An 18,789-nucleotide genomic window follows, 5' to 3' on the forward strand; every position below is an offset into this window, starting at 1 on the left:
CAACGATTTCAATTTAAAAGAGATCCAGACCAATACCTTAAATGCGTAGAAGAAAAATGGCTTAATCAACGATTGTGTTAGTTAAGCCGTCTAAGTTTTTTTAAAGTCTCCATTTTAGTACACGGTAGTATCATTGAAATGGACAAAAAACTTACCGAAGACTTCTTACGCCATCAGGCCGAAAAAACCATAGAAAAAGAAGTTCAGCAGACATGGGAAGAAGGCTTAAAAAAACAAATTGATCTATTTGATTTTTCCGAAGTAGTGTACCGTCATTATCCAAAAAAGTGGAAACAATTGTTAGGAGGAGAAAAAGGATTTGCTTTAACTCCCGATTCAATTTCTTCCTTAAACGTAACAGTTAAAATAGTAGAATCAGGAAGATTATTCCCTTAACCGTTTATACTGGATAAACGAAGAGTTAATACCGTGATGCGCCGGGCATTCTACTTAGAATCGATCTCGCAATATGCACGCCGCATGCTCCGGCCTGCGCCAGCCCGCGCGTAATTCCCGCACCATCACCACCGGCATACAGCCCTTTGATTTCCGTTTCAAAATCACTGGTTAGACGGGGACGGGCAGAGTAGAACTTCGCTTCCACGCCGTAAAACAGTGTATGTTCACTGGCGATGCCCGGGGTGACATGGTCAAGGGCTTCAACCATTTCAATTAAACTCTTCATTGTATTGTAAGGAAGAACAAGGCCGAGGTCTCCCGGAACCGCTTCTTTTAAAGTAGGTTCAATAAAACCTTCTTTAATTCGTTTCTCCGTACTGCGCCTTCCCCGTTTAATATCACCGAAACGCTGCAGGATAACTGAACCGTTGGACAAATCATTCGCACGCCTGGAAATTTCCTTTGCATATTCATTAGGTTTGTCGAAAGGTTCCGTAAATGTGTGCGAGATAAGCAGCGCAAAATTGGTATTTTGGCTTCCTAAACTTTTATCTTTATAGGCATGACCATTAGCGGTCATAACCCCGCTATGGTTTTCAACCACAACATGGCCGCTCGGGTTGGAGCAAAAACTGCGAATGATCTGATCTGTTGAGGATTTAAATATAAACTTCCCTTCATACAAGTGCTTATTAATTTCTTCCATAACAACATTGGATGTTTCGACGCGAACGCCGATATCCACCTGATTATTAATCAGATAAAGCCCTTGTTTTTTGAGAAGGTTGCCAAACCATTCGGATCCATCCCGCCCGGGAGCAATGATCACGTGATCGGCAAAATAAACATCCCCTGATTTACACGTAACACCTTTCATTTGCAGCCCTGCTTCTGTTTTCTCCGTGATAATGTCAGCTACTTCTGTCTTAAATTTTAACGTGATTCGGGAATCAAGTGTTTGGTAAATACTTTTAAGAATTTCAAGATTCTGTTCCGTTCCCAAATGGCGGACATTCGCACGCAGCAGCTTTAAGCCAACGGCAGCCCCTCTACGTTCAATATCTTTTACGGCTTCTGTCGTTGGATCCGTTACATCAAGAGTAGCGCCATGACGGAGATTGATTTCATCCACATAACGAATCAACTCCAGCACTTCGGAAGGGGCAAGATAATCGGTCATCCACCCGCCGAACTCTGTCGTAATATTAAATTTTCCATCGGAGTAAGCGCCCGCTCCTCCAAAGCCATTCGTGATGGAACACGCCGGCAGACAGCCGCTGAACTCTTTACGGCCCACAGGCGGAGGGCACTTTTTAATTTTTTTCTCGAGAATGGGGCAGTGGCGTTTAAAGATATCATGTCCTTTATCTATAAGTAAAATGGATAGTTCCGGTTTTTTTTCGGTTAACTCGTATGCCGTAAAAATACCGGCAGGGCCGGCACCTACAATGATCACATCGTACTTCACAAAATGTACCTCCCTTGATGCTTATCGTGTGAAACCTTATTGATTATATCGTTTTTATTGCTAACATTCAAGAAAAAGACGAATATTAATGTTACATCCTTGTATTTCATTCGGTTTTATTCGTGTTTTCATAAAAAATCACCAAGATACCAAAAGAACCCTCCTTTGTTGGAAAAAGGGGGGCTCAGAGAGAAAAACAGGATAAAGCGCAGTGATCTCACGCAACGTTTAATGGGAATATTCAAGTACAGCAGAGCCTGCGGTATACAGGTTCGTCCACCCTTCCAAAAGGTCTTCTTCTGCGTACGTTCCTACCAAATCAAAATCTGCGTAAAATATCATCGCGTATGTCCGGGAAAAAATTGTTCCAAACAGACTGGTGGCTAACGCGTAACAGTCCAGATCCTCCCGGACTTTCCCATTTGTTTTATAAAGTTCGAAAAAATTTGTTAATTCTTGCAGAATTCCGCGGGCAAACGATGCCAGAAATTTTTTGCACTCATCCATCCGGGTCGATTCCGTGAGCATAAGCTTAATTACATGTATTTCTTTTTGCAGGATTAATGTGAACGTATAAATAATGGATTTCACATCTTGTTCGAAGTTTCCGCTAAAGCATTCTTTAATATGCCTGTTCATCTCGGACAGCAACGTTTGCCGTGTAATCATTTCAGAGAAAAGCTTTTCTTTGCACTCGAAATGGCGATATACTGTTAAATCATTAACGCGGGCCAACTTGGCAATTTCGCGAATAGTGGTCGATTGAAAACCTTTCTCAGAGAAAATTTCTAAGGCGCACGTCAATATTTTTTCTCTTGTTCTTTGGACCCTGGGCGAATATTTTTTATTCATTTGTACGGTCTCCTTTACTCTATCTACTACCAGTATCCTCCAACCAGAACCGGGATTCAAGTTACAAATTCGTTGCATTTTTAATACAAAAAAGGATATACTTCTGCATTCGTATCCTCCTTTTCGCAGGAACTGCGCCAAGGCGGGTAAAATACGACAGAAGATATATCCTTTAGTAAGAGAGCGGGTGATGGGAATCGAACCCACGTATTCAGCTTGGAAGGCTGATGTTCTACCATTGAACTACACCCGCAAAATGAAAATTTACAACGCCGAATATGTTTCCTTGTTACTGTTCAATCGTTGTCCCCGTAAGGGCACCCGAAAATGGTAGCGGCGGAGGGGATCGAACCCCCGACCTTACGGGTATGAACCGTACGCTCTAGCCAGCTGAGCTACACCGCCATATTATGGATTGCCAACAATAGATAAAAAATTGCTAAATGGCGGAGAGTGAGGGATTCGAACCCTCGCACGGTATAACCCGCCTACTCCCTTAGCAGGGGAGCCCCTTATAACCTCTTGGGTAACTCTCCATCTGGCGGACAGAGCGGGATTCGAACCCACGAGACGAGTTATCCCCGCCTACACGATTTCCAATCGTGCTCCTTCAGCCAAACTCGGACACCTGTCCACAATTCACCTGAAATCATCGAAAACTCACAATGACAATAACTATCATATCATGTTTAAGTTCGAGAAGCAACATCTTTTTTGGTGGGGCTTTTTGCGATATACCTTTTTCGTGATCGGTGGCTGCGAAAGGAATGCGTAATGGTAGGGCCTGAAACGGTTTGACTTCTCCCAATATTGTCATCTCATGCCACTCAAACAGTTTGAGTTGAGGTATAATAGCCAATGTTTTCTGATGCTCTTTTTTCCCGTATATTTGCATATGCAAAATCGCATTCCATATGTAATAATTCATATAGTACCAATAAATCGGGGATGAAATAATGAAAGAAACAATCCAAGAACTCTATGAATCAGAACTGTTGCTTCGAAATTTGATAGATAATTCCTACGATGCGATCTATATTACTGATGAAAAAGGGAAAACCGCCTGGTATAACAAAGCTTTCCTGCGGATTTCGGGCCTTTCTCCCTCCCAACTGGATGGATACACCGTTTTCGAGCTCTTAGAAAAGGGGTGGTTACCTAATTCAGTAGTGGCAGAAGTTATACAACAAAAAAAAGCCTTCACTAGCCTAATCAATTATTACAACGGCTCAGAAGGTTTAGTGAGTGCAACACCGGTTATGGATGATTCCGGTAACTTACTGCATGTAATTGCCAATGTAAGGGACCTAACCGAGTTAAATGAATTAAAACGGCAACTGGATGACACCAAGGCATTAAATGAGAGCTATCGCCAAACTCTTCAAGAAGTCCAATCAACAGGTGTTGAAGGCAATAGGATTATTTTTCGCAGTTCAGTAATGGAAAATATCGTCTCACTCGCCCATAAAGTCGCTTTGGTTGATACTCCTGTGGTAATTTTTGGGGAATCCGGCGTTGGTAAGGATATACTCGCCAAATATATTCATTACTTAAGTGAAAGACATAAAAAGGGGACATTTGTAAAAGTGAACTGCGGTGCTATCCCTGAACATCTGTTAGAGTCCGAATTATTTGGATATGAAGCAGGTTCCTTTACGGGTGCAGGGCGCCATGGGAAGGCCGGTTTGTTTCAAGTAGCGAATAACGGAACCATCTTTTTAGATGAAATTGGCGAAATGCCTTTAGCTTTACAGGTGAAGCTGTTAGGTGTTTTACAGGACATGGAAATACAAAGGGTAGGAGGAACTAAGCCGATTCCAATCAATGTCCGTGTCATAACAGCCACTAATGCGAATCTAGAAAAGATGATGCATGAAAAAAAGTTTCGACACGATCTTTTTTATCGTATCAATGTATTGACGATCCATATCCCACCACTTAGGGAACGGTCGGAAGACATATTCGATCTATTATTGCATTATCTTGATATGTTTAACAAAAAGTATAAAGTAAATAAAACGTTCTCCCCTGATGTGATAGAACAGTTGCTATCCTATGAATGGCCCGGGAATGTAAGGGAATTAAAGAATATCGTAGAACGGCTTGTTGTCATGTCCGATAGTGACATCATCGAGGTGAATCAATTACCTGGCAGCCTGCAGCAGAGAAAAATACCCGATCACCATATTAATTTAGAACTCCCGTCTTTCACTTCCATTCCCGGTCAGACCTTAAAACAGCTTGTCTCTGAACAGGAGAAACAAATCCTTTCTTACTATTTGTCTACCTATCGCCCGATGAAACGATGTGCAGAGGTGTTAGGAGTTGATCTAGCTACACTTGTTCGCAAGAAAAAGCGATATGGTCTTTGATTCATCATTTTACCGATGCACAAAAGGGGCTGTCTCAAAAGCCTCTTATAGAAATTTCGAGCCCCACTTTAGCAGTAAAAATCGCATCAAAAATAATGAGCCCGTACCACTTTTATAGTGATTACGGGCTATTTTTTGGGATTTAATCATTTGGGACTTACCTTTTGGGTCAGCCCCTTGTAGGTTAATCCTATTTTCAATTACAAATTCAAAGGCATTAAGAACATGGCAATACTTGTAATTATAATATAAATGATCAATAACATCATACAAAATCCAGCTATTTGCCCGAATTTCGTTTTTGTAATATCCAACAAGGCTATGGCCCAGAAAGGTTGGATCAGGTGTGACATCATATCTCCCCACCCATAGGCAATCGTTGTGCTTGCCGGGCTTATTCCCATCTCATGAGATGCTTTTAATAAATACGGTGCCTCGATGATCCATTTCGAACCGCCGGAAGGTACAAAATAGCCAAGAATTCCGGAATACCAATAGACAATGGGTAAAAAGGTATGTGGCGTTGAGATAGATATAAAGAAGTCAGTCAAAACATGTCCTAAGTCAGTATAAGATATGAGACCGAAAATCCCTCCGTAGAGAGGAAATTGGATCAAAATCCCCCATGCTCCCTGAACTCCTTTTTTACAGCTTTCCATGAAAACAACCGGACGCCATGTTAAAAAAAGGGCTAAAGTTAAAAATAACAGATTATACGTGTCTATACTCCATCCGGCGATTCCTTTGGTCATAAAAGTTTGAACAAGAACATACAGCGCAGCGCACCCCATGATTATATTCCAGCCAGGCCAAAAAGCCATTCGTTCAGCAGGAGCGAGGTTTTGATGACTCCTGGAATTATTTTCTCTCGTAATTGAATCCAGCACTTCTTGATCCATTACCACCTGTGACTTTCTTGGTGTTAAAAGCGTTAAGGCAAGCGCAGTCGAAAGAATGGTTACCAAAACAAGGACAATGTTAAATGCGGAAAAAATGGTTCGTGTTACAGGGATCAGTTCGGTCAATATCTTATCTTTTACCAAAAAGTTTTCTGGTGTTGCCACCAGTAAGGTTGCCGATCCGGACAATCCCGCATGCCAAAGCGTCGCCACACCGACATAAGCAGCCGCAACCAAAAGACGCATATCCGACTTCGGATTATGCTTAGCGACAAACGGGACAAATGTAGCAGATACAACAACCGTTAACGCCCAATTGATATAACCTGTTAGGAGAGATACGATTGCTACTAATAGCGTTGCTTGCCAGGGCTTATCTGGATGCGGACGCGAACCCAGCCAGTTTAAGGCTCGTTTAGTTGCAGGTGCTGTTGCACACACATAAGCCACAATGATAGCAAAACTAAATTGTGCCATAAGCGATAATAGAACCCATAGCCCTTTACCCCAAACCTGAATTGCTTTGACAGGAGAAGCATTTCCCCATAGTAACGTCATGGCGAAAACGATTACAGTTAGAACAACGGCAATGATCCAAGCGTCTGGTACCCACTTTTGCGTCCATGCACTCGTAACGAGGGCGAAATCACGAAATTTATTGAGTATTCCTTTGTCATTCCTTTCCTTGATGGAAGGTTGTTTTAATTCTTCTCCCAAATTACTTTGTGACATTTTTCTTCCCCCTTTATTCTCCTAAAAAATTAAACATCATCTTTAAAATGAGATTCTCCTATCACCCACTTTTATATAATTTCGCACCATAAAATTTGCAATTTTCATACCAATTAGCTTTACCAGTAGTTATAACTCCCTTCAAAAAGATCAGGCATTTTTGCATAAGTAAAAATGCCTGATATATGCAAAAGCACCTCAATGACTGTTTCCAAACCCATCGGGATTCTTACGTGTAAACAACGAAAAGATTGGCATCATATTTGCTTTTAATTTGGTTTAGAAAGACATTACTTTAGGGGGGTTATATGTGGACATCATAGGAAACCGGACTCTTCGCGACCTATTAGCGGAAAAGGTATCACTTCATCCCAAAAAAACTTTTCTTATCTATGAAAACAAGGAGGAGCAAACGTTTACACTGACCTACGAAGAATTCGCGGAAAAGGTAAAATGTTTGGGCCGTTTGTTCATAGATTATGGTGTGAAAAAAGGAGACAACGTAACGTTACATCTTCCAAACTGCATGGAGTTTATGATCGCCTGGTTTGCACTCGCACACATTGGAGCCATTATGGTTCCAACCAATATTTTGTCTACCGAAGATGAAATGGAATATATTTTAAAACACTCAGAATCAGTCCTGTTGATTACGGAAGAAGCGTATTTGGAAAAGTTTAAACCGCTACGCTCGAAATTGCCAAAATTGAAAGAGATCTTGCTTTCCCGATATCAAGGAGGTGGATATGCCGATAAAAGCCTTGATCGCTTAATGGAACGGGCTGCGCCTGAAATCCCTTTCATTCCCTTTCATTCGGAAGATGTAGCTGCCATGCTTTATACATCAGGAACCACATCCAGACCGAAGGGTGTACTCATTTCTCATGCGAACTATCTCTTTGCCGGTGAAGTCATGTCAAAATCCATTAGCTTGTCTCCCGAAGATCGGCAACTGATTGTACTGCCCCTCTTCCATGCGAATGCTCAATATTACTCTTTTATGTCCGCCTTAACTGTCGGCGCAAGTGTTGCCATCACAGAACGATTCAGCGCTTCACGCTATTTCAAACAAGCCAAAAGACTGAAAGCAACAGTGGGATCACTTTTTGCTGCTCCAATCCGCATGATTCTTCATCAGGAGTATGATCCTGCAGATCGAGAGAATCAACTTCGCCTCATCTGGTTTGCCCAAGTGATCACGGAAGCTCAGCTTAAGGACTTCGAAGAAAAGTACAACACTCAACTACTGCATTTGTACGGAATGACAGAAACGATCGCTACTCCATTAATGAATCCTCTCCACGGAGTTCGTAAAAACATGGGAATTGGCAAGCCTGTTCTTGGCTATGAAGTAAAAATTATAGACGATTTCGGGAACGAAGTTCCCCAAGGCGAAGCCGGACAGATCATCGTGAAAGGAGTCCCCGGGCGCACGTTGATGAAAGGATATTTCAACAATCAGGCAGCAACAGGGGAAGCTCTCCAGAATGGATGGCTTTATACCGGTGATAATGCCCGAATCGACGAAGACGGATATTTCTTCTTTGTCGACAGGAAAAAGGATATGATCAAGCGTGCCGGTGAGAATGTAGCAGCCAATGAAATAGAAAAAGTGATTGCCGAACATCCAAGTGTTTTTGAGTGCGCTGTGATTGGGATCCCGGATGAAATTCGGGACGAGACCATTAAGGCTTATGTTATTTTGCGCGAGGATAGAAATGCAACCGAAGAAGAAATCATTGCCTTTTGCCAATCCCGTTTAGCCAAATTCAAGGTTCCTGAATACGTGGAATTTGTCGGACAACTGCCTCGAACTTCTGTAGGCAAAATCCAAAAGCACCTGCTGCGAAAATGGCATGAGGAGGGAATCAAGTCTTATGGTTAAAAAAATCAACCATATCGCCATTATCGTTGAAGATATAGAAAAATCCCTTGTCCCCTATAAGCAAGGACTTGGATTAAAGCCAACTGACGTTGAATATGTTGAATCTTACGATGTTCGTGTAGCATTTTTGCCTATTGGTGATACACAGATCGAACTAGTGCAGCCAATGGGAAATGATGGAGATCTTGTAGAATTCCTCAAAAAAACAGGAGGCGGTCTGCATCATATCGCTCTTGAAGTTGAGGATATTCATCAAACGATTCATCGTTTGGATCAGGCTGGCATACCCCTAAAAGACCGTTCTACCCAGAAGGGAGCCCACAACTCAACAGTTACCTTTGCCGAACAGACAGGCTTCGATGGTGTCGTAATAGAATTAGTGGAACCAGCAAAATAATGAAGGAATAATAGGAGGTTACAAAATGGCATTAGCATCTGTTATTGGTATAGGCAGTACCCGCTACGGAATCCTACCATCCTCTTTTATCGAATTAATCATTGAAGCTGCAACGGAGGCGTTAGTTGACGCCGGATTAGGTCCGGATGACATCGATGCTTTCTATCTCGGCAACTTTGCCGGTGATGCCTTTATTGGGCAAAATCATTTGGCATCTTATGCAGCCTCGGCTTTAGGATTGCAAGGGGTTCCTTCAACAAGAGTAGAAGGAGCTTGCGCTTCCGGCAGCCTGGCTATTCGCGAAGCCATTTTTGCGATAAAAAGCGGACTTTACAAGCGCGTATTAGTTGTTGGGGCAGAAAAAATGTCTTCATTGCCCACCGCAGGAGTGACCGGTGTTCTCGCTCAGGCTAGCCATTTTGAATTAGAAGTAAAAGCCGGATTAACATTTCCTGCCGTTTTCGCCCTCGTTGCACAAAGGCATATGCATCGTTATGGAACAACCAGAGAACAGCTTGCTGCCGTAGCTGTTAAAAATCATGATCATGCCTTGTTAAATCCAAAAGCACACATGCAAAAAAAGATTAAACTGGAAGACGTATGTTCATGTACAACGATGGTAGCTGAACCGCTTAATAGGTTTGACTGCTCACTTATCTCCGATGGAGCCTCCGCGATGGTTCTATGCGCTCCTGAACTGGTTGAAGATTATCGGAGTGATGTGATAGATATCATTGGGTCCGGCCAGGCATCAGGTCAATTCGAGATATTTTTAAATGAAGAATTAACTTCTTTTCCAGCTACACGTTTAGCTGCGGAAAGAGCTTATCAAATGGCCAAGATCGAACCGAATGCCATTGATTTTGCTGAGGTGCATGATTGCTTTACCATCGCCGAAATCGTAGCCACAGAAGATCTTGGTTTTTTCAAACCTGGTGAAGGTGGGATTGCAGCACTTGAAGACCATACTCGAATAGGTGGGCGTTTACCTATTAATCCCAGTGGTGGACTCAAGGCAAAGGGGCATCCCGTTGGATCTACCGGAGTGGGTCAAGGGGTTGAAGTCATCACTCAATTACGCGGTCAAGCAGGTAATCGACAAATCAAGAATGCCAAGATCGGATTAACCCATAATTTAGGCGGGTCAGGCGGTACCTGTACGGTTCATATTTATCAAAGGAGGTAAAATCAACATGGCAAAAAAATTAAAAGCTTACCAATGTCGTGAATGCGGCAGGCAGGCACTCATTTCTCCTGGATATTGCCCAAATTGTCGCAGTAACAACAGTTATACTTCTGTTGATGTTGAGGGTAAAGGGAAAATTTTCTCCTATACGACCGTCCATATTTGTGAAGAAAGGCTACAAAGTGAAGTTCCTTACCTATTAGCCGTTATCGAAAGTGAAAATGGGTTGCGATTGATAGGAAGATTGTCTAAGCCCTGGAGGAAACCTGTGATCATTGGAAACCAAGTGGAGTTAATCGATGTTAAGGATGGAACAAACATATTTATGCAAATAGTGGATTAATTTATGAACTATCATTGATCCATGCTGTTCTCCCCTCATAATGGAATGGAGCATTTTTATTTTTTGCAGGGTATTCCCTTGCGCAGCGGGAAGAAAGCAAAAAATAAAAATGCTCCATTCCATCGCCCACCAACTCCGGGATTTTTCGGTCAACCCGAACATTGCAGGAGAAAATAAGGAAAACCCGCACACATAAAAGTGGTACGGGCTATTTCTTGATAAATTTTTATTGCCAAAGCAGGGCTTAAAATCAGAGCTTCAGGTCAGCCCCGTTAAACAGAAGGGTATTACCCGCAATACTTATCGTAAGCAGCCGTTAAATCAGCCGCAATTTCTTCCAGAGAGCGGTTTTCAATTTCATGGCGCTCGATCATGTGTACAAGCTTTCCATCTTTTAATAAAGCAAAAGATGGCGAAGACGGTGCATAGCCTGTAAAATATTCTCTCGCTTTCGCGGTCGCTTCTTTATCCTGTCCTGCAAATACTGTATATAAATGGTCCGGTTTTTTATCATTTCGCAGCGAATGGACCACGGCCGGACGCGCAAGACCAGCGGCACACCCGCAAACGGAATTCACGACAACAAGTGCGGTTCCCTTCAAATCGCCCAACTTTGCTTCCACCTCTTCAGGTGTGCGCAATTCTTCAAAACCATTTGTGGTCAGCTCTGTTCTCATTGGCTGAATCACAGATTTCATATATTCATCATATGACATCATAAATAACATTCCTCCTAGTATAGGCTCTATCTTTCCAAACAGGCATGATAATACCGCCTATTCTATTATATCCCTTTGTTATCGTTTAGAAAATTATAGAATGTGCTGAAATATTCACGGCTGTTATCCAGTTCATCCTCCTCATTGATGATGGCTTCCACGCCCTTTTATCTCCATTAGTTTTATAACCACAGAACAAAACTTTTTTTGCTTTACGCCGTCTATAAAGTGGGGTATGTTTATACTAGAGAAAGAAGGGAAAAAAACAACTTGGAACCACGTAAAAAAAAGAGAAATATAGGGATATGGGTTGCACTTATCGCGCTTGCTACCATTATTCAGCTTAATCTGGTTTTTTCACACAGTAAATCTGCACGCTCGGCAACAGAAACAAATGTAAAAGCGGCACAACCAAACCAATCCACCGCAGCTTCCGGCGGCCAGGAGTCTACTTCCATAACGGCTTCAACTCCACAAACGGGAGACAAGAATAGCGGGCAACCTTCCCCGGCGACCGGTTCATCCAATGCTCCGGATTCTCCATCTCCTCAACCTGCACCAGTCATTGAGGGCCCGATAAAAAGCGTCCTGCCATTCGGAAAATTAATTGCGAACGTTCCGGCAAAGAACAAAACGGTGTATCTTACTTTTGATGACGGTCCCAACGAACGTACGAAAGAGATGGTGGCTGTTCTCGATAAATACGGAGTAAAGGCCACCTTTTTCTGGATTGGTGAAAATATAAAAGATGATATTGTTCCGGTTGCCAAACAGATGGTTGCGGAAGGCCATGTCATTGGAACTCATACGATGCACCATACGAGTATGGCCCATAAAAGCCTGCAGGAACAGGAAGCGATCATCAACCAAACGACAAGCTTTATTTCACAGAAAATCGGAGCGCCTATCGTATATTTCCGTCCGCCATACGGAGCTGTCGACAAAAACACAAGAATTGCTTCTCAAGACACGAAGCAGAGTCTGATTTATTGGGAAGTGGACAGTGAAGACTGGAAATACCCGCACAATCCGCAAAAAATCCTGTCAAATATCGAATCGGAAGTGAAACCTAACGCTATCATTCTCATGCACGAAAAAGCATGGACGCTTGAACTGATTCCGAAAGTCATTTCAATTCTTAAAAATAAAGGATACGAACTTGCACCGCTGCCGGCGCCGGAATCAGCACAGCAATCGAACGAGAAGCCCGCGCAGCAGGTGGCTAAATAACGAAAGAGAGGCAGAGTACCGGGTGACACCCTGGTACTTTTTTCTTTACATTTAGACTATCCAACTCTACAACCTATTATACGTGTTTGTCTCTAACTTAGAACATCCCGTCGGATAAAAACGATATAACTGACTACGAGAGCGGCAAGGGCCCATACCGCAAGTGTAATGACCGAGAAGGCAAGCGTCATTCCCGGAATAGGCGGAAGAGTTCCTGCGAGATAGTCTGTAATTTCAAGATTAACCATAAAAAAATATTTGGCTGTCTCCCATGAGGATACCATATTGGTCAGTATCGTTCCTGCAATCAACGCAGCGACCATAACCCCCATTCCTGCCGCTGTGCTGCGGATAAGCACGGATACCATAAGGGAGATACAGGCGACAGCCAGGCAGGCGTACCAGCATAACCCGTACTCCATAATAATGTAAAGCCACTGCGGCAGCACATGAATATTTTGCGTTAGAATTTCTGAACCCGTGATTTGAAAACCTGTGAGAACCGGGTAACTCCACCCCCCGTAACCGAACACCATTCCGGAGATGAGATAGGCTACAGTCCCTGTCATGATTACAATGACGGATACGAACAGTGCAAGGGCGATACATTTGCTTGTGAGTATTTTCCACCTTTTTACCGGCCTCGTCAGGAGAACTTTAATTGTTCCCGATGTATGTTCTCCCGATACAAGGTCAGAGGCAATGATGACAATCAACAGCGGAATAAAAAGAGTAACCGCATTGCTCATAAAATCCCGTGTAAACGTAACGCCGTTTGGCGAAGTCGGATTAATATTATGGTCGAGATAATATTGCTGCTGCTGTACGCGGACCCGCATCCACTGTTTCCACTCTTCGGGAACCCGGCTGCTGCTTAACCGGTTTGTTGTATCATTAATCTGCTGGCGCAGCGCGACCTTCCAATCGGTCGTTCCCAGATGCTTCTGATTGGTCACAGTTACCCTATACTGTGCATATGTAAAAATAGGAACAAGTACGATAAGAATCATGAAGACAACGAGCAGCCTTTTCTTACGGAGGATTTTTATACATTCGTTCATTACAAGTAAATATAACCTACTCATCTCGGTCTCCTTCCGTGATATGGAGGAACAAATCTTCAAGCGTAGGCTTTCTCCGCTCAATAGAGAAAACCTCAATCCCTTCCTTAACAAGCTGGCTCGTTATCTGTGGAACCAGCTGAAATGGGTTCTGGGTAATAATGGACTCTCCTTCATTGTCATCTCCCTCCAGAATGGCGACCTCACGATACCGCGCGAGAATTGTACGGGCTGCGCCTGCAGGCCGGAGATGCCAGAACGTTTTTTCCGTCGTCTCATCCAGAAGGTTTGCAACCTCTCCCACCTTAATCACCCTGCCCTTATTTATGATCGCGACCCGATCGCACATGAGTTGAATTTCACTAAGCAGGTGGCTGGAAATAAATACGCTCATTCCTTCTTCCGCTAATTCTCTTATAAAGGCACGTAATTCTTTAATTCCCTGAGGATCAAGCCCATTGGTCGGCTCGTCCAGAATGAGCAGGTTTGGATTTCCGAGCAGCGCCTGGGCGATGCCTAGACGTTGGCGCATTCCAAGTGAGTAATCCTTTACCTTATCGTGAATCCGTTCCGTTAAATCCACACGTTCTACGACTTCATCAATTTTTGCGGTTGTCACCCCCGGAATCATGCGCGCAAAATGCTCTAAATTCTCCATCCCTGTCATATAGGAATATAATTCCGGGTTTTCCACAATCGAACCGACTCTGGCCAACGCTTTATTATGTTCCCTCTGAATGTCATATCCGCACACGTTGACGGAACCGTCTGTAGGCCGGATTAATCCGACCATCATCCGAATCGTTGTCGTCTTCCCGGAGCCGTTTGGTCCGAGAAAACCAAATACTTCACCCGAGCGGACAGAAAATGAAATACCATGTATAATCTCTTTTCCACGAATCGATTTTTTCACATCACGTAACTCCAGTGTAACAGACTGTTCGCCTTTCACTCTGCTATCCCTCCTATTCGAGCGCCTGTGCCATTCTCAAACCAATTCTTCTGTACCCTTCCGCATTTGGATGGTAATGGTCGCTAGAAAGGTATTTCTTCACGTCTAATTGAAATATATCAGCTGTCGGCACCATCACGGCAGCATGATATTGATTGAGTACATGGGCCGCCTGATTATTCCACGCTTGAACGACAGCATTGCTTTGTTTCGCGTTCGGCAAATCTCCAAAAGGGTTATAGAGTCCCATATATAAAAGCGTTGCTTTTGGATTGATGGCTGTGATGTCATGAACAATTTTTTGAAAGGCACCCATCGCTGTCGGGATTCGTTTGCTAATAACAGCAGGGTCGACTTCCTCTTCATTCGCATGGAAAAGATCATTTGCGCCAATGGACAGCGTAATGATTTCCGCTTCTTTCACGGATGCACGAATGTCCTGACGATGCTGTAAATCAGAGAGCAGGTTTTCCGCCCTGTACCCGTATATACCGAGATTGTAATCAAACACCTGGCGCTTGGAGCTTTTCCTTAATTCATCCTGAAGATTTCCAACATACCCTTTGCCTGTTTCATCCCCCGTTCCTCTCGTAAGTGAATCTCCGAGAGAAACAATGAGGATTTTATTTTTGCTGCCAATTTCCCCGGCTTCCGGAATGGCATTTCCGGGCGAAGCGACCGGACCCGAATAGGAAACTCCCTTCACCCCTAAATAAAAACCTGTGACTAACAAAACCGTAAATAGGAATCCGGCGATACCAAATATTCGCCACATTATGCGAGTGGACACGTTGTACCCTCACTTTCCCAGCAGTATCGTTTTTATTATATACATATCCCGGAGTAAAATAAAAAGCGTTCAATCTGTTTTTGAATCCAGAATAAACGCTTTTTATTAATAGGTTTAGTTTCTCAAAATACGGGTAATTCTATTATAGATGAGATGGTTTATTTAGGTATGGAGGATACTTAAATTCTTCTAGCTCCGGCAAACCGGCTTCCCCAGTAGTATGGATCATTAAGGCTGCTTATGCCTACACCATGACTTGTTGAAGAATGAATAAATTTACCGTTGCCTATGTACAATCCCGCATGAGATACCTGGTCGGATCCTGACGTTTTAAAGAAAACCAAATCGCCCGCTCTTAAAGCCGAACGTGAAACGGCATGTCCGCTTGATCTGTACATTTGGTCTGCCGTGCGAGGCAAAGAAATGCTTTGTTTATTAAATACGTACCGCACAAATCCGGAGCAGTCAAATCCACTTGTGGACGTTCCGCCATACTTGTACGGCGTGCCTATTAATTTCTCAGCATTTTTGACCAGACTCTTCGCAGGCACCGATGCGGAAGCTTGCCCTGCAGGTAATAAACCTCCAATAAGCACCAGACTTGCTGTTACTACTGCCATGATCTTCTTTTGTTTCACCTTTTACTCCCTTCATGCCTACGAGGTTAGTTGACGGGTTGAGAGGATAAGGTCTCTCTCTGATAACATCAGATACACCCCATAAATATAAATATCCCCCGTTCCATAAAATATGGATTCGGCAAGTAAATCTTTTTTGGCCAGCGACACACCTCTACATTTTCTTTTATCTTTTTAAATAAACCATCTACACAACGCTTTCATTTTATCGAATCTTCCCGAAAAATCATAGTTTTCCGGGAGAACGTTCACAAATTAGACATATTTCCGTGTCATTTTATGCAACTATTTCTGAAATGCATAAGATAGACTCCTTCGTTTTATATGGCCGGTTTTCGGGTATTCTAGCGGTATACACACTGCCTTACCGGCATGAAGGAGGAATCGAACGATGAATAACAATGACGATAATAGAAACCATAAGGAAAGTGAGAAAAACTCGCGGGCGTTGCCGCTCGTCCTTTTTCTGCAGGGAAGCGAAACGGCCGCTTAGTGACCGGAAGGTCGGACCCGACAAAACATCCGGGTATCTCAAGGATGGAGACAATTGTCGGTCTGATCGACCTTCCGGCCACACGCTCCACATCGAAAAAGAAACGTTCGGCACACCCCCGTGAGTTTTTCTCAGGTGACCAATGGAAGAAAGTATATGTTGCTTTAACACTGTAAAGCAACATATACTTTCCTTAACGATAAAGAAAACGGACAAGTCCGCCAGAAAAGCGAACGATAAGCACTCAATGGTCCGGTTAAAACGATCGGAGGACACATCTAACCAGGAGAAATGAAAAACGGGAGCCAGAGAGCTCCCGTTTTTTGTATGAACAAAATTTTTGGGATATTACATAAGTTCAGCAATTGCCGGAACCGACTCCTCAACATACCGCACGATTTCCTCGGCTGATTCCATCTGCAGCACACGCTCTGCAAGGGGCTTTACTTCACTTTGGCTCAACCTGTGCATCAGCGCCCGCGCAGGCAGTATGGAAGATGCGCTCATGCTGAATTCATCGAGGCCCATGCCGAGAAGAATCGGAATCGCCGTTAAATTGCCTGCCATTTCCCCGCACATACCGGCCCATTTGCCGGCTTTATGCGCAGCCTGGATCACCATGTTTATCAGGCGCAGGACGGCCGGATTAAACGGTTGATATAAGTATGAAACGCGCTCATTCATCCTGTCCGCGGCCATCGTGTATTGAATTAAGTCATTCGTTCCGATGCTGAAGAAATCAACCTCTTTGGCCAACTGGTCAGCAATGATAGCCGCAGCCGGAATCTCAATCATCATTCCGACTTCCATGTTTCTGTTGAACGGAATGTTCTTCGAGGTGAGTTCATCTTTCACTTCATCTAAAACTTTATTTGCCTCACGCAATTCAGCAAGCGAAGAAATCATTGGATACATTAATTTCACATTACCATATATGCTGGCTCGTAAAATGGCCCGCAGCTGCACTTTAAAAATGTCCGTGCGGTCAAGGCACAGCCTAATCGCCCGATACCCGAGGAACGGATTCATTTCCTTCGGCAAATCCAGATAAGGAAGCTCTTTATCCCCGCCAATATCCAGAGAACGGATGACGACGGGGCTTTCCTTATCAAACATCTCGGCTACTGATTTATAAGCTTCAAACTGTTCTTCTTCCGAAGGAAACTCGTTTCTGCCCATATACAAAAACTCGGTACGATAAAGACCTATCCCTTCCGCCCCATTCTTTTTAGCGCCAACTGCGTCAAGCGGATTACCGATGTTGGAAACCAACTCGACCCGGTGGCCGTCCGCTGTTACAGAATGGGCGTCCTTCAGCTTGTTTAGTTCAGCCTGCCTTGCTGCAAAATGGCGCTGTTTTTCCTTATAGGAAGCAACCGTGACTTCGTCCGGATTAACATGCACAACTCCTTGCGAACCGTCCACAACCACGTAGTCGCCCGTTTTTACCTGCTCCACAATGTTCTTTAACCCGACAACCGCAGGAATTTCCATTGAGCGGGCCATAATGGCTGAATGGGACGTTCTTCCGCCTATATTTGTAGCAAATCCTGCGACTTTATCACGGTTTAATTGAGCGGTATCGGAAGGCGTTAAGTCATGGGCAATCATAACGACCGGTTCTGAAACATCGTCAAGCGATTTTTCTTCAATGCCTGCAAGACGATGCAGGACACGGCTGCTCACATCACGAATATCAGCGGCACGTTCCCGCATGTATTCATTGTCCATACTTTCAAAAATAGCAATGAAGTTATCCGTTACTTCCTGCAGCGCTGCCTCCGCATTAATGTACTCATTTGTTATTTTTTCCCGTACAGCTCCAATATACTCCGGGTCATTCAATACAAGGATATGGGCCGAAAAAATTTCCGCTTCTTCATCCCCGAGTTTTTTACGGGCTTTTTCTTTAATCACTTCAAGCTCTTGAATGGCCTGTGTTACTTTGCTGTCAAACCGTTCGACTTCTGCACCAACCTGATCGGGACTGAGTGTTTGTTTTTGAACCGCGACTTTTTCTTCCTCTAAAAGGAAGGCAGGTCCCATGGCATAACCAGAGGCCGCGGCAATTCCCTTCCATTCCATAATGAGTAAGTCAACTCCCTCTTATCATTCAAAAACAGTTTCGATAATTTCACCCATTGCTTTTAGGGCTTCTTCTTCTTGCTCACCTTTCGTGGTTACCGTTAACTGTTCTCCCTGTCTGATGCCAAGCGACATCACACCCATAATGCTCTTCGCGTTAACATGTTTGTCACCTTTCGAAATCGTGACTTCACAGGGGAATGAACTTGCTTTCTGCACCAGCATAGTGGCCGGTCTTGCATGCAGACCCGACGGATTTTTTACTGTAAATACTTTTTCCATGATAAA

At 43.6% G+C, this 18,789-nt stretch carries 18 protein-coding genes, 4 tRNA genes and 1 riboswitch; of the genes, 8 read left to right on the forward strand and 14 right to left on the reverse strand.

The window, feature by feature from the left end; translation table 11 throughout:
• Positions 1-111: 111 nt before the first annotated feature.
• On the forward strand, positions 112-396 hold the full coding sequence (locus H525_RS0108705; RefSeq protein WP_281172594.1) for a Ger(x)C family spore germination C-terminal domain-containing protein: 285 nt from the start codon (positions 112-114) through the stop codon (positions 394-396).
• Between the two features lie 25 nt (positions 397-421).
• On the opposite strand, the gene H525_RS0108710 is transcribed toward H525_RS0108705, so the two are convergent.
• The 6 genes from H525_RS0108710 to H525_RS0108735 all read right to left on the reverse strand — a co-directional run bounded on the left by H525_RS0108710 (position 422) and on the right by H525_RS0108735 (position 3,353).
• Positions 422-1,867 (reverse strand): NAD(P)/FAD-dependent oxidoreductase, encoded by a 1,446-nt coding sequence (locus H525_RS0108710; protein WP_027415892.1) that lies wholly within the window; start codon positions 1,865-1,867, stop codon positions 422-424.
• 228 nt (positions 1,868-2,095) lie between these two features.
• Positions 2,096-2,719, reverse strand: coding sequence for a TetR/AcrR family transcriptional regulator (locus H525_RS0108715; RefSeq protein WP_027415893.1), 624 nt, complete (start codon positions 2,717-2,719; stop codon positions 2,096-2,098).
• Positions 2,720-2,901: 182 nt separating this feature from the next.
• Positions 2,902-2,972: transfer RNA gene (locus H525_RS0108720), tRNA-Gly, on the reverse strand.
• A gap of 75 nt (positions 2,973-3,047) precedes the next feature.
• A tRNA-Met gene (locus H525_RS0108725) sits at positions 3,048-3,124 on the reverse strand.
• Positions 3,125-3,163: 39 nt separating this feature from the next.
• Positions 3,164-3,255 (reverse strand) — tRNA-Ser (locus tag H525_RS0108730).
• A 3-nt stretch (positions 3,256-3,258) separates the two neighbouring features.
• A tRNA-Ser gene (locus tag H525_RS0108735) sits at positions 3,259-3,353 on the reverse strand.
• Between the two features lie 322 nt (positions 3,354-3,675).
• Here H525_RS0108735 and H525_RS0108745 point away from each other — a divergent pair.
• A complete protein-coding gene (locus H525_RS0108745) occupies positions 3,676-5,091 on the forward strand; it encodes a sigma-54 interaction domain-containing protein (RefSeq protein ID WP_027415895.1) in 1,416 nt (471 codons plus the stop codon).
• Between the two features lie 200 nt (positions 5,092-5,291).
• Here the strand turns inward: H525_RS0108745 and H525_RS0108750 are convergent, their stop codons facing one another.
• A complete protein-coding gene (locus H525_RS0108750) occupies positions 5,292-6,722 on the reverse strand; it encodes a TIGR00366 family protein (protein ID WP_051330916.1) in 1,431 nt (476 codons plus the stop codon).
• A gap of 310 nt (positions 6,723-7,032) precedes the next feature.
• Here H525_RS0108750 and H525_RS0108755 point away from each other — a divergent pair, with 310 nt between their 5' ends.
• From H525_RS0108755 to H525_RS0108770, 4 genes are read left to right on the forward strand one after another with little or no spacing between them, the layout of a single operon-like run.
• Positions 7,033-8,607 carry an AMP-binding protein gene (locus H525_RS0108755; protein ID WP_027415897.1) on the forward strand — a complete coding sequence of 525 codons (1,575 nt, stop codon included), beginning with the start codon at positions 7,033-7,035 and terminating at the stop codon, positions 8,605-8,607.
• A complete protein-coding gene (locus H525_RS0108760) occupies positions 8,600-9,004 on the forward strand; it encodes a VOC family protein (RefSeq protein ID WP_027415898.1) in 405 nt (134 codons plus the stop codon). The genes H525_RS0108755 and H525_RS0108760 overlap by 8 nt, the downstream gene beginning before the upstream one ends.
• 25 nt (positions 9,005-9,029) lie before the next feature.
• Entirely contained in the window at positions 9,030-10,190 is a 1,161-nt protein-coding gene (locus H525_RS0108765) for a thiolase domain-containing protein (RefSeq protein WP_027415899.1), read from the forward strand.
• A 7-nt stretch (positions 10,191-10,197) separates the two neighbouring features.
• Positions 10,198-10,533, forward strand: a complete 336-nt coding sequence (locus tag H525_RS0108770; protein WP_027415900.1) for a Zn-ribbon domain-containing OB-fold protein — start codon at positions 10,198-10,200, stop codon at positions 10,531-10,533.
• A gap of 287 nt (positions 10,534-10,820) precedes the next feature.
• Here H525_RS0108770 and H525_RS0108775 read toward each other — a convergent pair whose 3' ends face one another.
• On the reverse strand, positions 10,821-11,252 hold the full coding sequence (locus H525_RS0108775) for a BrxA/BrxB family bacilliredoxin (protein ID WP_027415901.1): 432 nt from the start codon (positions 11,250-11,252) through the stop codon (positions 10,821-10,823).
• Between the two features lie 270 nt (positions 11,253-11,522).
• Here H525_RS0108775 and H525_RS25480 point away from each other — a divergent pair, with 270 nt between their 5' ends.
• Positions 11,523-12,482 carry a polysaccharide deacetylase family protein gene (locus H525_RS25480; protein WP_027415902.1) on the forward strand — a complete coding sequence of 320 codons (960 nt, stop codon included), beginning with the start codon at positions 11,523-11,525 and terminating at the stop codon, positions 12,480-12,482.
• A 92-nt stretch (positions 12,483-12,574) separates the two neighbouring features.
• Here the strand turns inward: H525_RS25480 and H525_RS0108790 are convergent, their stop codons facing one another.
• From H525_RS0108790 to H525_RS0108805, 4 genes are all read right to left on the reverse strand, one after another.
• Complete coding sequence (locus H525_RS0108790; protein WP_027415903.1) at positions 12,575-13,567, reverse strand: ABC transporter permease; 993 nt, start codon at positions 13,565-13,567, stop codon at positions 12,575-12,577.
• Positions 13,560-14,495, reverse strand: coding sequence for an ABC transporter ATP-binding protein (locus tag H525_RS0108795; RefSeq protein WP_027415904.1), 936 nt, complete (start codon positions 14,493-14,495; stop codon positions 13,560-13,562). The genes H525_RS0108790 and H525_RS0108795 overlap by 8 nt, the downstream gene beginning before the upstream one ends.
• A gap of 13 nt (positions 14,496-14,508) precedes the next feature.
• On the reverse strand, positions 14,509-15,285 hold the full coding sequence (locus tag H525_RS0108800; protein WP_027415905.1) for a GDSL-type esterase/lipase family protein: 777 nt from the start codon (positions 15,283-15,285) through the stop codon (positions 14,509-14,511).
• A gap of 179 nt (positions 15,286-15,464) precedes the next feature.
• Complete coding sequence (locus H525_RS0108805; protein WP_027415906.1) at positions 15,465-15,923, reverse strand: C40 family peptidase; 459 nt, start codon at positions 15,921-15,923, stop codon at positions 15,465-15,467.
• 1 nt (position 15,924) lies between these two features.
• A riboswitch (cyclic di-AMP (ydaO/yuaA leader) is annotated at positions 15,925-16,057 on the reverse strand.
• A gap of 358 nt (positions 16,058-16,415) precedes the next feature.
• Here H525_RS0108805 and H525_RS28955 point away from each other — a divergent pair.
• Positions 16,416-16,592: a hypothetical protein gene (locus H525_RS28955; protein ID WP_155837202.1), complete on the forward strand. Its 177-nt coding sequence runs from the start codon at positions 16,416-16,418 to the stop codon at positions 16,590-16,592.
• Between the two features lie 172 nt (positions 16,593-16,764).
• On the opposite strand, the gene ptsP is transcribed toward H525_RS28955, so the two are convergent.
• On the reverse strand, positions 16,765-18,501 hold the full coding sequence (gene ptsP / locus H525_RS0108815; protein WP_027415907.1) for a phosphoenolpyruvate--protein phosphotransferase: 1,737 nt from the start codon (positions 18,499-18,501) through the stop codon (positions 16,765-16,767).
• 24 nt (positions 18,502-18,525) lie between these two features.
• The gene (locus H525_RS0108820; protein ID WP_027415908.1) at positions 18,526-18,783 is read right to left on the reverse strand and encodes an HPr family phosphocarrier protein; all 258 of its coding nucleotides are present in this window, start codon (positions 18,781-18,783) and stop codon (positions 18,526-18,528) included.
• Positions 18,784-18,789: the final 6 nt, after the last annotated feature.

The sequence above is a fragment of the Aneurinibacillus terranovensis DSM 18919 genome (assembly GCF_000430625.1).
Classification (GTDB): Bacteria; Bacillota; Bacilli; order Aneurinibacillales; family Aneurinibacillaceae; genus Aneurinibacillus_B; species Aneurinibacillus_B terranovensis.

Coding starts and splice junctions, on each gene's coding strand:
- H525_RS0108715 (WP_027415893.1), bottom strand. CDS start 2,719: ATGAATAAAAAATATTCGCCCAGGGTCCAAAGAACAAGAGAAAAAATA.
- H525_RS0108765 (WP_027415899.1), top strand. CDS start 9,030: ATGGCATTAGCATCTGTTATTGGTATAGGCAGTACCCGCTACGGAATC.
- H525_RS0108750 (WP_051330916.1), bottom strand. CDS start 6,722: ATGTCACAAAGTAATTTGGGAGAAGAATTAAAACAACCTTCCATCAAG.
- H525_RS0108820 (WP_027415908.1), bottom strand. CDS start 18,783: ATGGAAAAAGTATTTACAGTAAAAAATCCGTCGGGTCTGCATGCAAGA.
- H525_RS0108790 (WP_027415903.1), bottom strand. CDS start 13,567: ATGAGTAGGTTATATTTACTTGTAATGAACGAATGTATAAAAATCCTC.
- H525_RS0108775 (WP_027415901.1), bottom strand. CDS start 11,252: ATGATGTCATATGATGAATATATGAAATCTGTGATTCAGCCAATGAGA.
- H525_RS0108745 (WP_027415895.1), top strand. CDS start 3,676: ATGAAAGAAACAATCCAAGAACTCTATGAATCAGAACTGTTGCTTCGA.
- H525_RS0108770 (WP_027415900.1), top strand. CDS start 10,198: ATGGCAAAAAAATTAAAAGCTTACCAATGTCGTGAATGCGGCAGGCAG.
- ptsP (WP_027415907.1), bottom strand. CDS start 18,501: ATGGAATGGAAGGGAATTGCCGCGGCCTCTGGTTATGCCATGGGACCT.
- H525_RS0108760 (WP_027415898.1), top strand. CDS start 8,600: ATGGTTAAAAAAATCAACCATATCGCCATTATCGTTGAAGATATAGAA.